This window comes from Heliomicrobium undosum (assembly GCF_009877425.1).
Classification (GTDB): domain Bacteria; phylum Bacillota; class Desulfitobacteriia; order Heliobacteriales; family Heliobacteriaceae; genus Heliomicrobium; species Heliomicrobium undosum.
On sequence record NZ_WXEY01000013.1, the window covers coordinates 40,931 to 55,471 of the forward strand.

Genomic DNA, 14,541 nt, shown 5'->3' on the forward strand with positions numbered 1-14,541 from the left:
ATGCTTCCCCGTTGGGTCGGAAAAAAAACGCCGCACGCTATATATTATCCACCATTTGCTTGAGGTCTTTGGAGATTTTATACAGTTGCTGGGAGCTTGCTGAGACTTGTTGCGCCCCGGCAGATTGTTGATCCGATATGGCCGATAGCTCCTCAATGCTGGATGCGCTTTCCTGGTTCAGGGAAGAAATGTTTTGCACCGACTTGACCACTTCCGATGAGCCCGCGTTCATTTCTTCGGTTGCGGCGGATACATCTTGGACGTGGTCCCGAACCAGCACCTTGACGGTTTGTTACACCATGAACCGCTCAGATCTTCCGAATCACAAAGTTATCGAACAAAAGTGGCCAGTTCTGCGGGAAGTTGTTGCCGAGACGCCAATAACTGATGCCGCGAAGGTTATAGGCGCGGATAAGGTCAAACTTAGCCTGGGCGCTGCGGGCATCTTCAAACCAAACAATGTGCTGCCTGCCGTTTGCATCGGTATACCGGAAAAAGGGCGCCTGCGCCGTCGAATCGTACTGGATGACTGTGTTATATTGGACGGCGCGCCGAATGGCTTCTTGGGGGTCAATGCTTTGCGCCCACTGCCCTCTCGGTACGTAGGGCAAGGTCCAGTCGTATCCATACAGGGGCGCTCCCAGCATAATTTTAGTGCTAGGTATTACAGTTACGGCATAGTCCAGAACGGCACGCACCTGTGGGATGGGCGCCACTGGCAACGGCGGACCGCCGGACCAGCCCCATTCATAGGTCATGAGCACCACAAAGTCCATCAGTTGACCATGGACGGGATAATCGTGCGCCTCATAGAGGGTTCCCGCCTGGGTTGGGCTCGTTTTCGGCGCAAGCGCTGTGGAAAGCAGATACCCCTGTGGTCGGAAGCGCGCCACCAATCGCCGGAGAAACCGGTTGTACAACTCCCTGTCCGCCGGAAAGAGGTACTCGAAATCGACATTGATGCCGCGGTATCTCTGGGCGCGAAGGATCCTTTCTATGTTGTCAAAAAGACGGTTTTGCACTTCCAAACTGGAGAGAACAGCGCGAGCAATTTCCGAACTGAACGTCCCATCTTCAAAATTGGTGATCGTCATGATCGGCGCCACCCCTGCGGCGAGGGCGGCCTCGACCGGTGGGCCGGCATTGAGCGTGGAAAGGTCTCCGGCAGCATTAACACGATAACTGAACAGGCTCAAGTACGTGAGAAAAAAGCCAACGTCGCGAGTTAGACGCGCTCCTGTTTCCCCCATCGTTTCCAGGTACGCATTCACATCTACCGGCCGGCGGACTCGTGGGGGAATCGTAAGCACCGTTCCAGGCGAAAGAATCGCTGATGGGGCGAGGTTATTCGCCCGTGCCAGCGCCTGCACGGTCACACCGTATCGCCGGGCAATGGCATAGAGGCTTTCTCCCGCTGCAACGGTGTGAGTACGAATAGCGACGGGAATGAGAATCGCTTGACCGATCAACAACCTCTCCGGATTCGGCAATTGGTTGATTCGTTCGATTTCCTCTGGACGAATGCCATAAAGACGGGCGATGGCGAACAGGTTCTCGCCGGGTCGGACCACATGGATGAACATGCCCATACCTCCGTAATTCCTTTGTTCATCCTATGCGCGCCTTACCTCAAGGGCGATTGGCCTGTCTTGATGGGGGAAGAATTACATTCCAAGCGGATACCCGTGTTTTTTCAGCATTCCTCTCCTGTTGAAGCAAGGTTTTCCACCCTTTGTGTCAAATACGTATAGCGTTGAAAAAAACACTATCGATTACGAATGGACCAAGGGGAGGGCAAGCCATGTCGAACGAATCGGTGAACGGACGAAAATACGAGACGACCATCCAGATGATCCGCCATGAGGTCTTCCAGCAGGTCGCCACGATGGCGATGGAAGGAACCTTGCAGGAGCATCGTGAGTTTATTCCCACTGTTGTCTTTCAGGGAAACAAGGCGCGCTTTCGCTGCTGTGTCTATAAGGAGCGGGCCGTTGCGGCGGAACGGGTCCGCCTGGCCTGTGGGGAGGAGCCGGAGAGCGGTGTGGCTTATGCGGCGGGTGAGGCCGGCGGTGTGCCTGGCGTGCCCGATCCCCTCGTCCGTGTCATCGCCATCGCCTGTGACGAGTGTCCCGTCGACCGCTTCACCGTCACTGGCGCCTGCCGCGGCTGCATCACCCACCGCTGTGTCGAGGCCTGCCCTGTTGACGCCATCGCCCAGATCAACCGCTTCGCCTACATCAATCAGGAGAAGTGCATCGAGTGCGGCCGCTGCCACCAGGTCTGCCCCTACGGCGCCATCACGGACATGCAGCGCCCTTGCATCAAGGCCTGCCCCGTCAAAGCCATCCGCTACGGCGAAGACAAGATCGCCGTCATCGACCCGAACAAATGCGTCTCCTGCGGCCACTGCGCCGTCAGTTGTCCCTTCGGGGCCATCTCGGATATCTCCTACATCCCTCATGCCGTGGAACTGCTAAAGCCGAAGGACGGAACGGTCCATGCTGTCCTGGCCCCCTCGGTGGCCAGCCAGATCCCCGGCATCACCATCGGCCAGGTCCACCATGCCTTGAAAAAGCTCGGCTTTGCCGCCGTTCACGAAGCGGCCCTCGGCGCTGACATGATCCTTGATCATGAGGCGAAGGAATTGGCGGAGAAGTTGAAGGAAGGCTCTTTCCTGACCAACTCCTGCTGCCCCGCCTTCGTCTCCCTCATCGAAAAGCACTTCCCCACGCTGAAAGAGAATGTCTCCACCTCGGTCTCGCCCATGGTGGCCGTGGGGCGTTATGTGAAGAAGCTGCACCCCGGCGTGAAGACGGTCTTCATCGGCCCCTGCTACGCCAAGAAGGTGGAAATCGGATTGCCCAAGAGCAGTGACTACATCGACCTGGCCCTCACTTTCGAAGAGATCCTGGCCATGTTTGACGCCGCCGGCATTCAACTCTCCGAATGCCCCGATGAGCCGCTCCAGCAGGCCTCCCCCTTCAGCCGCCGCTTCGCCCGCTGCGGCGGCGTGTCGGAAGCCATCGCCCAGGCCCTGAAGGAGGCCGGCGTACAGGTCGAACTGAAACCGGTCCAGGTGGACGGCCTTGACGCCTGCATCAAGGCGCTCCGCCAGGCCAAGGTGGGCCGCCCGCCGGGGAACTTCATCGAAGGCATGGCCTGCGCCGGCGGCTGTGTCGGCGGTCCCGCGTCCTTGAACCACAACCGCAAGGCCCGCCAGATCATCGATACCTACAGTGAGGAGACGAAAGCCAAGACCATCGCCGAAGCCCTTTCCGCCATTGAGAATTGCTAAGGCGAACGAAGAGACATGCAAAAAACAGCGGCGCCGGGCTCGAATCATGAGCCGGCGGCGCTGTTTTTTCTAGATGATAGATGTTTTTCCAGGTGATATCGAGGACGATTTCATTTACAGAATGACCGCCCGCCGCGACGCTTCACATTCACCATGCCTCGACCGCGTCTCCCCGCTCAGCCAGGCCAGGGTTCGCGTGAACACGAGTTGTTCCCATTCATGGCTGGAAAAGGTGTGATCCGCACCAGTCACCAGGATCGTATCGGTCAGGTGACCCAAGCCGGTCACTTTCCGGCTCACATGATACTTGCAGGTGTTCTCCCAGGAAATCTCCTGATCGCCCGTTCCGTGAATAACCAGCAGGGGCACGGCGACATGCCGGATCGCTTCTACCGGATCAGGTTTACGCAGCGACTCCAGGTAGGCGCTGCCGATGGCGTAGCCGTTAAAATCGGCCCAGCCGTTTCTCAGTGCCCGTTCCGTCAATTCCCGGCCCAGGATGCCGGTGATGTCGTTCCAGGCACGGGCCACCGGCGCCCAGAGCACGACGCCTTCCAGAAAGGGCAGCGATGGCGCCGCCAGCGCGGCGACGCACCCGCCCTGGCTCAACCCGAGCAGGGTGATGCGCTTCGGGTCGATCCCCGGCAAGGCCGCCACGGTTTCTACGGCGTGACGGGCTTCCCGCACCTGCCGGTCCAGGGTGGTGTCCACATGTTCGCCGTCGCTGTCGCCGCATCCGCTGAAGTCAAAGCGGAGCACGGCATAGCCGGCTTGGGCAAAGGTCCGGGCCGCTTTGACAAAGATGCGGTGCAGGCCCACCTTGGTTCCGCAAAAACCGTGGCAGAGGATGATCGCCGGCGCGCCGGCTGCCCCGCCCGATCCGGCCTTGCTCTCGGGCCAGTGGAGGATCCCCCGCAGCACCGCTTTTTCGACGGAGAATTCGATGTACTGTTCCATTCCCCAATCGCCTCCTTCTGTCACCTAAAAAAGAGGCCGCTACAGGGATGTTCATCACCCTGTAGCGGCCTCCGGTGTCTCCGGTCAACCAATTCCAAGTATTTCTGTTTGTTAAGTACATTTTACAAGTATGCGCAGTAGCCGTCAACGGTTCGCCAATGATTCCCTCTGCTTTTTACGAAGGTTTTTCTCAATTCCCGGCGAATACCGAACCATGACCGCCCCGAGGTTTCCTTAACCGAATCACCCTACCGGCATGCGAACACGAACGCTGGAACAGAAGGGAATAAAACAGTGAGAAAACTGCTGGCTTTTCTCGCCATCGCCCTGCTGCTTTTGACCGGTTGGCGCGTCATGTCCCCTTCGATGCCCAACCTGTCCGGTCATCCGGGCCTGTCCGGCAAGGGGATTGCTTCCTCCTGGCAGGAGGCGCAAACCGCCGCGCAAAAATGGACGGAAGCCCTGAAGGATCGGCTGACCGGCATCGATGTGGGCCAGACGCCGGCCACCGTCGTCGACAGCCTGAAAAACGGCGTCGACCGGGTCAAAGACGCCATCGACGACCCGGAGCAGGTGAAGGAGCAACTCAACCGGCGTCTGGGCGAGATCATCGACAACGTAGAAGCCCTAAACGATCAACTGCTTGTTCAGGGACGGGACCCCCGGGAACTGCTGGCGAAGCACTTCGGCAGCCGTCACCTGCCCCGCCCTTCCGACCCCGAGACTGCCAGCCGCAGCCGGAAGACGGCCACCGGCATCCAGATCCTCGCCGGCGACAGCGGCGTTCCCGACAGCATCGTCCAGCAGGCCGCCGAGACGGTGCAGACGACGGCGCTGCCCATCGTGCAGGCCAAACTGGGACAAGCGCCCTCCAACCAGACCGTGGTCGTTCTCTACTCCACGAAAACGGCCTACCGGAAGGCGCTCACCGACGCAGGCGTCGAGGCCAGCCTAATCACGCCGATTGTGGAAAACACGAACGGCATCTGCATCGGAACCGATGTCTGGATTCCCCTCTACTCCCTCCAGGATAAATCGAGCCTGGCCAACGTCCTCACCCATGAACTCGTCCACGTCGTCTTCAACGAGCAGGGCCTCGGCAGCAAGCTGCCCACCTGGGTCAACGAGGGCGTCGCCTGGGACGCCGGGATGACGGCGGTGAAGAAGATCAACCCGGCCATGGCGCGCCGCCTGGAGAAGTCCTTGGACAGCCAGATCAGACGCGCCGCCAAGGAGGGTCGCATCCTCCCCCTCTCCGCCTCGGAAGAGGATATCCTGCGGGCCGACTACAATGTGGAGTGGCAAGACTATCTGGCCGTCGAGCACCTGATCAAAAAGTACGGCGAGGAACGGCTGCGCGCCTTTTTGACGGGCGCGCGCAAAACCGGTGTGGCCGCCAGCTTCCAGGCCCAGTACGGCATGTCGATCACCCGTTTTGAGCGGGAGTTTGCAGCGGCATTATAGCATTGATATGTAAACAGCGTGGGTTTCCCCACGCTGTTTCACCGGTTTTAGTTACCCCCCGTATCCAAAACCAAAACCCGTTCCCAGGATGGCGATGATGATGATCAGGATGGCCAGCGCGACGATGCAGTTGCCCACATAGCCGCCCTGTGCGCAAGCGGGACCGACAGGACCGCATTGGCTCATATGAGACCCTCCTTTCATTCTTTCTTTCATCAACCTCCGCCGGACCGTCACCGGACTAGCGCCTGATCATTACTGGGCGCCGTATCCGAATCCGACAATGTTGGGGTAAAAGGCCCCAATAACGATCAGGGTGATGACCAGACCGGCGACAACGCCGAAACCGGTGCCAACATAACCGCCGTAACCACCCATGCCTGCAGCCTCCTTTCAAATGGAATCATCGGGTTGGAACTGCCTCCAATAACAAAGTATGGAAAACAATGGTCCGACGGTACAAAAGTAACCGCCGGACCGTTGTTTTTTTCGTATACTCCTGCCCTGATTTGGCGACACCATAGGCAGGAATCATTCAAGGAGGCTTCCCATGGTCAGCAACCTATCCATCCTCTACATGTCCCTCTCGGTGCTGCTCTCCATCGGGGTCCCCGTGGGCCTGCTCATATACCTGCACCAACGCCACCAGATCTCCTGGAAAGCAGTCACCGTAGGCGCTCTCGTCTGGTTTTTCTTCACCCAAGGGCTGGAAAAGATGGTCCATGTCTATGTCTTCGACGTGAACCCCTTCACGGCTGCCTTGATGAAAAAACCGCTCTGGTTCGCCCTGTACGGCGCTCTGGCGGCAGGCATTTTCGAGGAGGTTGGCCGCTACATCGCCTTTACGGCCTGGTTGAAAACGCTGCGAGCCTGGAAGGACGGCGTCGCCTACGGGCTCGGTCACGGCGGCATCGAGTCGCTGTTGATCGGCGGCATCATGGGCGTCCAGTCGGTGCTGATGGCCCGCATGATCAATACAGGAACTCTGGGCGACCTGGGGGGCAAGCTGCCGCCAGAGGCGCTGGAACAGGCGAAAAACCTCCTGCTGTCGACACCGCCCCTCGCCTTTTTGGCCGGTGGATTGGAGCGAAACATCGCCCTGGCCATGCAAATCGCCCTGTCCTTGCTGGTGCTCTACGGCGTACGGGAGGGAAAGATCGCCATCCTCTTCGCCGCCATCGCGGCCCATGCCGTCATCGACTTTCCCGTTGCCCTCTACCAGGCAATACGCTATGACACGCTGTACCTGTTCCTCTATCTGGTCGCGCTCTTCGGGATCTCGCTGATTTTCATCTTCTGGTCGCGACGGCTTTTCCCCGGCGCAGCCGAGGAACCGACAGGAGAACCTGCAAAAGAAAGGAACCGCAGCGAGGGAAAAAACAGGAATAAACCGAAGAAGCAGTAATATGACAGGGGCGGCAACGTAGATGAAGAATGAACAGCCATTGGATGTGTAAAGGCGGTTGCAGACAAGACGGTAAGGCAGGTCAAGGAATAATCGGCCCTGCCTTGTTGCCGTTTCACAAACAACGAAACTGGCGTGCGAGCACGAGGGGAGTCAGATGACTAAGGAAGATAGATAATCCCTTCATCAAATAGAGTGATCGTCTCCAATCCATTCGCGCGGACGACGAGGGTGTCTTCGATGCCGACGGCGCCTTCGGGGAAGACAAACTTAGGTTCGAGGGCAAAGACCATCCCTTCCTCCAGCGCCATACCAACGCCTTTCGCCAGGACGGGAAGCTCGTCCAATTCAATGCCGACACCGTGGCCCACAAAGGCCACTTTTTCTTTATGTCCCATGAAGTGATCCGCCAGGCCGTAGTCCTTCGCCTTCTGAAGGGCATAATCGAAGAGTTCCCCGCCCGTCACGCCCGGCCGTGCTTTTTCTCGGATCCCGGCCAGGATCTCCAGCGCGACGCTGTGCGCCCGCTCCAGGTGCGCCGGCAGCCGGCCCATGCAGAAGACACGGGATTTGTCGACGCCGTAGCCGTCGATGACGCCCACCTGATCGACCATGATCGGCTCATCGCGGCCGATCGCCTTGGTGCCAGACCCCATGGTGAAGGAGGGATTGAGGCCGACGCCGCCGATGGGCCCCTCGAAGAAGGACGGCATGGCCAGGTTGGCGCCGGAGAGGGTGTGGCCGTAGCTGATGTCCATGTTAAAGCCGCGGGTGCGCGTCAAGCCCTGGTGCCCGTGACGCCGGAAACAGGCCTCCACCTCGGCGGCCAGTTCCAACTCGGTCATTCCCTCGCGCAGCCACTGGGGAACGCTGCCGAAGACGATGCGGCACAGTTCGGCCGCTTCCGCCAGCCGTTCCAACTCAAAGGGCGTCTTAACGGCCCGGGCCGTCCGGATCAGCCCAGAGGCATCCTCCAGGCGGCTGGCGGCGAAGAGCTTCTGGTAGCGCTGAAAGTGGACCACCGGCAGCACGTCCAGTTCGAGACCGAGCCGCGCCGGAACACCGAAGCCGTAAGCATCCAGCATGGCCGGCAGTTCCTTGGGGTTGTCCAGCGGAACGATCTGTTCCAGGGCAGACTCCTGGCGCGCCCGCTCCAGGTTCCGCTTGACCATCAGCAACGCCTTGCCTTCGGCCGGGATATAGAGGTGGGCGCGCTGGATGGTGCCGGAAAAATAAAAGAGGTCGGCGTTTTGCACGATCAAAGCGCCGTCAAGGCCTTTCTGACACAGCATCGATTGGAACCGGGCGATCCGCCGCTGCAACTCATCGGCTGGTGTATACCGCATCTGAGCCACTCCTCCTCATCATCCATTGTCGCATAAAAAACATGCGCTGTATCGCGAAGCGTCTCGCGCATCGGATGTTTACATATCTTGTTCGTATATGCTACCCTTCATCAATCAAATTGAACAACTCGTCAGGGTGCCCGATCAGCCGGTCCGCCCCGCTCGCCAGCAGTTCTTCCGCCGGTCGGAAGCCCCAGAGGACGCCGATGGCCGGCATGCCCGCCCCTTTTGCCGTCTTCATATCCGTATTCGTATCGCCCAGATAGCGGATATCCGCCGGATCGAAACCGAATCGCGCGGCGATCTCCAGCGCCCCGGCCGGATCGGGCTTCTTGGGGACTGCCGGACGCTGGCCGAATACCATGGCAAAGGGCCGCTGCGGGAAAAAATAATCGGTCATCTCGACGGTCCAGTCGTGGGGCTTATTTGATAAGACAGCCATGGGGATGTTCCGGGCCGCCAGGCCCTCGATCATTTCCATTACCCCGGTGTAGGGGGCGGTTTTCACGGCCCAGTTCCGGCCGTATTCCTCTTGCATATCGGCGAAACAGCGCCGCAGCGTCTCCTCGTCGCAACCTTCCTCCGGTAGCGCACGCCTCACCATTGTGGCGAGGCCGTCACCGACGAAGTACCGGTAATCGTCTAGAGGATGGGTGGGAAAGCCGGCGCGGGAGAGCACGCGGTTCATCGAATCGGCCAGATCGGCCAGTGTGTCCAGCAGGGTTCCGTCCAGGTCAAAAATCACGGCCTTGCACGCCAATGGGGTCACTCCCTTTACCAAGATGATCGCCAGTTCCCTTTTTTATTGGCGGCTGGCGCCGTGAATCCCTTTTCCCTGCCGAAAAAGGTTAGGGGAAGTATTTTCACAATTTTTTCTCTTTTGACCCCTTTGCCTCTTAATCGGGCGAAGAAAAATCTGTATAATGAAATTGCGGTTGCAAAATACATGTTCCGAATGCAGGACCCTTCCTGATTGCTGTTAAGGCGGTGATCCTCTTGATAACTGCCTCGGGTTCGTCCGAGACATTCCTGTCTCTTGTCCGACAATTCCCGTTGCCTTTGGCGGTGTTGGATCCTGACCGAACCATCCGCTTTTTGAATCCGTCCGCCGAACGGTTGACCGGATGGAACAGTCAGGATGCGGCCGGTCGCCGGAGCGACGATTTTTTTCATCTGGGCGAAACAGATGCGGCTGGGCTGCCCACCCATTGCGGTCACATTGTCACGCCGGAAGGAGAGTCCCGCTCCCTCTGTGTGCAGGCCCATGCCCTTACCCTTGACGACGAAAAAGCAGATGCCTTTTTGGTCATCCTGGAAGCGGTCACGTTGGGTGATCTTGGTTCACCCTCGTGCGATAGAACCTGTCGTCGCCTGGCCGCAAAGTATTACTCACTGCTGGAACAGTGCAAACAGATGGAAATCGAATTGCGTAAAAGGGATCAGCGTTTTCGCGATGTGGAACGGGCCTTTGACGAATTTATTTGGGAACTGGATGCGGAAGGCCGGTATACCTATGTCTCACCCCAGATCCGGTCCATCCTGGGTGTAACGCCGGAAGAATTGATCGGTGCGCCTGTTCGACAGTATGTCTATCCCGATGACGCGGAACGATTTTGGAACGGTTTCCTCAAAGCCGCTGCCAAGAACGAACTGGTCCGCAACCTGGAGTACCGCCGGCGCTCCGCCTCCGGGGAGCTTCGTTGGTTGAGCGCGAACGGCGTCCCGATCTTCAATGAAAACGGGACGGTGATCGGTTTTCGCGGCGCCACGCTGGATATTACGAAGCAGAAAACGGCGGAGGCCGCCTTGCGCGACAGCGAGGAGCACTATCGCTCGATCGTGACTGCCATCGCCGAGGGCATGGTTGTCCAAGAGCGGGACGGGCAGATCGTGTCCTTTAACCGAAAAGCGGAGACCATTCTGGGCTTAACGGCTGATCAGTTGCTTGGACGGACCTCTTACGACCCGCGCTGGCGCGCCGTCCGGGAAGACGGATCCCCCTTCCCCGGCGAGGAACACCCGGCCATGGTCTCATTGCGCACAGGGAAACCCTGTCACAATGTGGTCATGGGCGTCCACAAGCCCAATGGAGAAATGTCTTGGATTCTAATCAACGCCGAACCGCTCTTTCGTCCGGGTGAAGGCGAGCCCTTCCGGGTGGTGGCGACCTTTACCGATATTACGGAACGGCGCAAGATCGAACAGAAACTGCTGGAGACAAGGGAACAGTTGAAGAACCTCTTCAACAGCCTGAATATCGTCTTCTGGTCCTACGACGTGTCACAGCGACGCCTTTTGCAACTCTCCCCTGCCTGCGAGGGGCTCTTCGGCGTTCCCGCCCAGGCTTTTTTTGATCACCCCGACACATGGGCGCAGTCGATCCACCCCGACGATCTGCCTCGCTTGCAACGCATATCGAAACGGGTTCTCGTCAGCAAACCCATTCAGGATGAATTCCGCATCGTCCACAGGGACGGCGATCTGCGCTGGGTAAGCGGTCATGTCATCCCTGTTGCCGGCAGTTCCGGGAAGGTTGTCCGTCTCGACGGCATGCTCATGGACATCACGGAAAAGAAACAGGTGGATATGGAGTTGCGGATCGCCAAGGTCCGTGCCGAGGAGGCCAGTTTAGCGAAGAGTTCCTTCCTGGCCATGATGAGCCATGAGATCCGCACACCCATGAACGGGATTATCGGCATGAACGAACTGCTGCTGGGCACTCGGTTGACGTCGGAACAAGTCGATTACGCCGAGGCAGTGCAGGAATCAGCCGAACTCCTGCTCACCGTGATCAATGACATCCTTGACTACTCGAAGGTCGAAGCCGGCAAGATGGAACTGGAATCGATCGATTTCGATCCCGTTCCGGTCGTCAACGGCGTGGCCCGGCTGCTTCAGGGCAAAGCGCGGGAAAAGGGCCTGTCCATTTCCACTTCCATCGCTGATGAGGCGCGCTTCCTCTTTCAGGGCGATCCGGGACGGCTGCGGCAGGTGCTGCTCAACCTCGTCAGCAACGCCGTCAAGTTTACCGAAAAGGGCGCCATCGACATCCGTGTCTTCCCCGTTTCCGATACGGGCGCCCAGGTCACTATCCGTTTTGAGGTGACCGACTCGGGGATCGGCATCGCGCCGGAGATTCGGGACTGCCTCTTCCGGCCCTTCAGCCAGGGAAACACATCCATGACGCGCAAATACGGCGGAACCGGTCTGGGTCTCGCCATCTCCCGGAACCTGGTGGAACTGATGGGCGGCAAGATCGGCGTCCAAAGCAAGCCCGGCGAAGGATCCACCTTCTGGTTTACCCTTCCGGTGCGCAAACGGTCTCCGTTGCCGCAATCGCCTGTCGACGCCGCCGAATCCCGGCCGACTGCCTCGCCGCCGCTGGTTTCGCTGGCTTCCATGGACCGTTCAACAAGTATTCATCCCCCTTCTCATCTTCCTTCTCAGCATCCCTCACATCTTCCCGCTCATCTTCCCTCTCAGCATCCCTCACATCTTCCCGCTCATCTTCCCTCTCATCATGCCCCTCGTCCCCCTTCTCTTCAGGCTTCTCAGCACCCCTCTCATCTCCCCGCTCATCCCCCTCATCTTTCCGTCGCCCCGCTTCCCCGTCTTCGCCAAGCCTCCGTCCTCGTTGTGGAGGACAATCCGGTGAACCAGAAACTGGTCACCGCGCTGTTGCGAAAAATGGGCCTTTCCGTCCGCTTGGCCGGTAGCGGTCTGGAAGCTATTGACGCATTGGGTGAAGAGGATTATGCCCTCATCCTGATGGACTGCCAGCTTCCCGATCTGAACGGCTTTGAAACGACGCAGGTGATCCGCGACAGCGAGGCCGAGACGGGGCAGCACATCCCCATCATCGCCATGACAGCCTTGTCAATGCAGGGGGACCGGGAGAAGTGCCTCCAGGCGGGGATGGACGACTATATCAGCAAACCGATTGATCGAAAGCAGTTGACGGCCATGCTCGCCCGCTGGCTGAGCGAGAGCGCCGACGAGGAGACGGGAACGGATTAAGAAATTCATGGGGGCATTGGCGGTATCGGCAAATCATGCTATAATAAACCAAAATCAGCGAAGCAATAACCCCCACAAGTACAATTGCATAATGCGACATAAAGCCCTTTTAGGTTTGACAGCATGGTCATCAACCTAAAAGGGTTTTTTATTACGGTGGATTAAAGGAGGGTGAAATTATGTTCCGAGGGAAAAACCCCAACCGTGTTCACGTCGAGCAGTCCACCCATGACCGTTGCGTCCAGGCGGTGGCAGACAGCCTCGCTGCCGATGGGTACCATGTGCTGGCTGATCACATCCACTGGGAACCGGGAGCGCCCCATGAAGTCAGCCACTGTGTGCCCGACATCCTGGCGAAAAAGGATGACCAGACCACCGTTTTTGAGGTCGAGACCTGCTCCACCATCGGCGACATCCACACGCGCGAACAACTGGCCGCCTTTTCTTTAACCTACCCGACAGTACTCGTCATCCCCCAGGACTGCCTCAGCCGTTTTCTCGAAGGTGGACCGGTGGAACATGCCAGAAACCACTTGAAGAGTTGGGGACTGCACAAGGTCACCCTGGCCACCTTCGATCTGCGCAGCCAGAAGTTGCAGATTCACCGGTAACAACAACATCATTCGGACAAAAGTCATGAGGAAGCCGTTGCATTGATCGCGCGGCTTCTTATTTTCTTTGATATCGGGAGCAAGACATTGTTCATAATATCAGGAGACCTCCTCCACCTATGGGCGTAATGCCATAAAGGAGCTTTGCGATGCCGGAACTTCCAGAAATCGAAACGGTCCGCCGCCATCTTGAGAAGCAGGTCGTCGGAAAAGCGATTCAAGACGTGGCCGTGGGTCGCCCCAAGACCCTGAACGTCGCCCCGGATGCTTTTGCGCAGGCGCTCACCGGCCGGTCATTCCAAGGAGCGGAACGGCGCGGCAAGGTGATCCGCCTGCGTCTGCCCGGCGGTCTCTCCCTCCTCTTTCACTTCATGATCGACGGCTACCTGCGCTTCTTCTCCCCTGACGAGGCGGCTCCCGAGGGGGCCAATGTGACCCTCCGTTTCGATACAGGGGAAACTCTGGCCTTTTACCGGATGCATCTGGGCTATGTCCAACTCTTCGCTGACGCGGAAGTGGAAGGTAATCCCGACTATGCAGGACTGGGGCAGGATCCTCTTGACAGTTCCTTCGACCTGGAGGCATGGATGCGGCTTCTCAGCGCGCGACGAGGGATGATCAAGCCGCTGCTGATGGATCAAAAGGTTATCGCAGGGATCGGCAATGTCTACTCCAACGAAGCCCTCTTTTGCAGCCGTATCCTGCCGGCGCGGAAACTGCCGACCCTCTCGGACACGGAAAAAGAACGCCTCTACCACTGCCTCCGGACAATCCTGGCGGAATCGGTGCGGCTGGGCGGCGTCTCCGAGGATCCTTTTCAGACAGGCGACACTTTCACCGGCGGCTATACCTCCCGGTTGCAGGTCTATGATCGCGCCGGTCAGCCTTGCTTTTCCTGCAGTGGCCTGATCGAGACAGATCGGGTGGGCGGTCGGAATGCTTTTTTCTGCCCTCGCTGCCAGCGATAACGGTCTTGTTTCTACCATCGAATCACCTTGTCTGCAAAGGCTGCAGGGCAACACCTGCGGCCTTTCTGCGCCAAACCCGCAAAGCGGTTACAGCGGTCTCCATCCGATTGTTCAGCCCGCTTACGTCAATCAGATGCCTGTTGCCTTCACACCGATTTACACGGCGTCGGCAGTGCCCCAGCCATCCCAATACGTGAGCCTGATCGACCCCGTTTTCATCGATCATGTGACGCGGCATATGGGTCAACAGATGACTGTCATGACAACGGCTGGAAAACTGGAAGGTGTGTTGACCGGCGTTGCCGTTGACCACATCCAACTGAATATTGACAAAGACAAAGCCCTCCATGTACGCATCGCCCAAATCGTATATTTTGAATGTTTTTCTATTTCCTATCGATAAAAAAGATCAATATCCGCCTGATGCACATAGGATGAACATGATTACTATGTACAGAAAGGCGGATTATGGTTTGCG

Annotated in this window: 13 protein-coding genes; 7 read left to right on the top strand and 6 right to left on the bottom strand. The window is 58.2% G+C overall.

The genetic code is table 11. The annotated features are described in order from the left end of the window. Nucleotides 1–308 precede the first annotated feature (308 nt). Nucleotides 309–1,583, bottom strand: coding sequence for a LysM peptidoglycan-binding domain-containing protein (locus GTO91_RS11925; RefSeq protein ID WP_161258946.1), 1,275 nt, complete (start codon nt 1,581–1,583; stop codon nt 309–311). 218 nt (nt 1,584–1,801) lie between these two features. On the opposite strand from GTO91_RS11925, the gene GTO91_RS11930 reads away from it, so the two are divergent. Next, nucleotides 1,802–3,295, top strand: coding sequence for a 4Fe-4S dicluster domain-containing protein (locus GTO91_RS11930; RefSeq protein WP_161258947.1), 1,494 nt, complete (start codon nt 1,802–1,804; stop codon nt 3,293–3,295). Nucleotides 3,296–3,409: 114 nt separating this feature from the next. Here GTO91_RS11930 and GTO91_RS11935 read toward each other — a convergent pair whose 3' ends face one another. Then, complete coding sequence (locus tag GTO91_RS11935; protein WP_161258948.1) at nt 3,410–4,252, bottom strand: alpha/beta hydrolase; 843 nt, start codon at nt 4,250–4,252, stop codon at nt 3,410–3,412. Nucleotides 4,253–4,546: 294 nt separating this feature from the next. Here GTO91_RS11935 and GTO91_RS11940 point away from each other — a divergent pair, with 294 nt between their 5' ends. Beyond that, on the top strand, nt 4,547–5,716 hold the full coding sequence (locus GTO91_RS11940) for a gluzincin family metallopeptidase (protein WP_161258949.1): 1,170 nt from the start codon (nt 4,547–4,549) through the stop codon (nt 5,714–5,716). A gap of 51 nt (nt 5,717–5,767) precedes the next feature. Here GTO91_RS11940 and GTO91_RS18430 read toward each other — a convergent pair whose 3' ends face one another. Both GTO91_RS18430 and GTO91_RS18435 read right to left on the bottom strand, forming a co-directional pair. After that, on the bottom strand, nt 5,768–5,902 hold the full coding sequence (locus GTO91_RS18430; RefSeq protein WP_268894864.1) for a hypothetical protein: 135 nt from the start codon (nt 5,900–5,902) through the stop codon (nt 5,768–5,770). 69 nt (nt 5,903–5,971) lie between these two features. After that, entirely contained in the window at nt 5,972–6,094 is a 123-nt protein-coding gene (locus tag GTO91_RS18435) for a hypothetical protein (RefSeq protein WP_268894865.1), read from the bottom strand. A gap of 172 nt (nt 6,095–6,266) precedes the next feature. Here GTO91_RS18435 and GTO91_RS11945 point away from each other — a divergent pair, with 172 nt between their 5' ends. Next, on the top strand, nt 6,267–7,121 hold the full coding sequence (locus GTO91_RS11945) for a YhfC family intramembrane metalloprotease (RefSeq protein WP_161258950.1): 855 nt from the start codon (nt 6,267–6,269) through the stop codon (nt 7,119–7,121). Between the two features lie 161 nt (nt 7,122–7,282). Here the strand turns inward: GTO91_RS11945 and GTO91_RS11950 are convergent, their stop codons facing one another. Then, a complete protein-coding gene (locus tag GTO91_RS11950) occupies nt 7,283–8,467 on the bottom strand; it encodes a M24 family metallopeptidase (protein WP_161258951.1) in 1,185 nt (394 codons plus the stop codon). 100 nt (nt 8,468–8,567) lie between these two features. Beyond that, nucleotides 8,568–9,227 carry an HAD family hydrolase gene (locus GTO91_RS11955; protein ID WP_161258952.1) on the bottom strand — a complete coding sequence of 220 codons (660 nt, stop codon included), beginning with the start codon at nt 9,225–9,227 and terminating at the stop codon, nt 8,568–8,570. A 227-nt stretch (nt 9,228–9,454) separates the two neighbouring features. On the opposite strand from GTO91_RS11955, the gene GTO91_RS11960 reads away from it, so the two are divergent. The 4 genes from GTO91_RS11960 (at nt 9,455) to GTO91_RS17845 (ending at nt 14,466) form a co-directional block, all read left to right on the top strand. After that, nucleotides 9,455–12,484 carry a PAS domain S-box protein gene (locus tag GTO91_RS11960; RefSeq protein WP_328793798.1) on the top strand — a complete coding sequence of 1,010 codons (3,030 nt, stop codon included), beginning with the start codon at nt 9,455–9,457 and terminating at the stop codon, nt 12,482–12,484. A 179-nt stretch (nt 12,485–12,663) separates the two neighbouring features. Continuing rightward, entirely contained in the window at nt 12,664–13,095 is a 432-nt protein-coding gene (locus GTO91_RS11965) for a hypothetical protein (protein ID WP_161258954.1), read from the top strand. Between the two features lie 149 nt (nt 13,096–13,244). Continuing rightward, a complete protein-coding gene (gene mutM / locus GTO91_RS11970) occupies nt 13,245–14,063 on the top strand; it encodes a bifunctional DNA-formamidopyrimidine glycosylase/DNA-(apurinic or apyrimidinic site) lyase (protein ID WP_161258955.1) in 819 nt (272 codons plus the stop codon). Continuing rightward, the gene (locus GTO91_RS17845) at nt 14,032–14,466 is read left to right on the top strand and encodes a DUF2642 domain-containing protein (protein ID WP_207709018.1); all 435 of its coding nucleotides are present in this window, start codon (nt 14,032–14,034) and stop codon (nt 14,464–14,466) included. Before mutM ends, GTO91_RS17845 begins: the two co-directional genes overlap by 32 nt. Nucleotides 14,467–14,541: the final 75 nt, after the last annotated feature.

Bases quoted from the DNA above. Each gene is read 5' to 3' on its own strand.
- GTO91_RS11925 (WP_161258946.1), bottom strand. From the start codon at position 1,583: ATGTTCATCCATGTGGTCCGACCCGGCGAGAACCTGTTCGCCATCGCC.
- GTO91_RS11930 (WP_161258947.1), top strand. From the start codon at position 1,802: ATGTCGAACGAATCGGTGAACGGACGAAAATACGAGACGACCATCCAG.
- GTO91_RS11935 (WP_161258948.1), bottom strand. From the start codon at position 4,252: ATGGAACAGTACATCGAATTCTCCGTCGAAAAAGCGGTGCTGCGGGGG.
- GTO91_RS18430 (WP_268894864.1), bottom strand. From the start codon at position 5,902: ATGAGCCAATGCGGTCCTGTCGGTCCCGCTTGCGCACAGGGCGGCTAT.
- GTO91_RS18435 (WP_268894865.1), bottom strand. From the start codon at position 6,094: ATGGGTGGTTACGGCGGTTATGTTGGCACCGGTTTCGGCGTTGTCGCC.
- GTO91_RS11945 (WP_161258950.1), top strand. From the start codon at position 6,267: ATGGTCAGCAACCTATCCATCCTCTACATGTCCCTCTCGGTGCTGCTC.
- GTO91_RS11950 (WP_161258951.1), bottom strand. From the start codon at position 8,467: ATGCGGTATACACCAGCCGATGAGTTGCAGCGGCGGATCGCCCGGTTC.
- GTO91_RS11965 (WP_161258954.1), top strand. From the start codon at position 12,664: ATGTTCCGAGGGAAAAACCCCAACCGTGTTCACGTCGAGCAGTCCACC.
- mutM (WP_161258955.1), top strand. From the start codon at position 13,245: ATGCCGGAACTTCCAGAAATCGAAACGGTCCGCCGCCATCTTGAGAAG.
- GTO91_RS17845 (WP_207709018.1), top strand. From the start codon at position 14,032: ATGCTTTTTTCTGCCCTCGCTGCCAGCGATAACGGTCTTGTTTCTACC.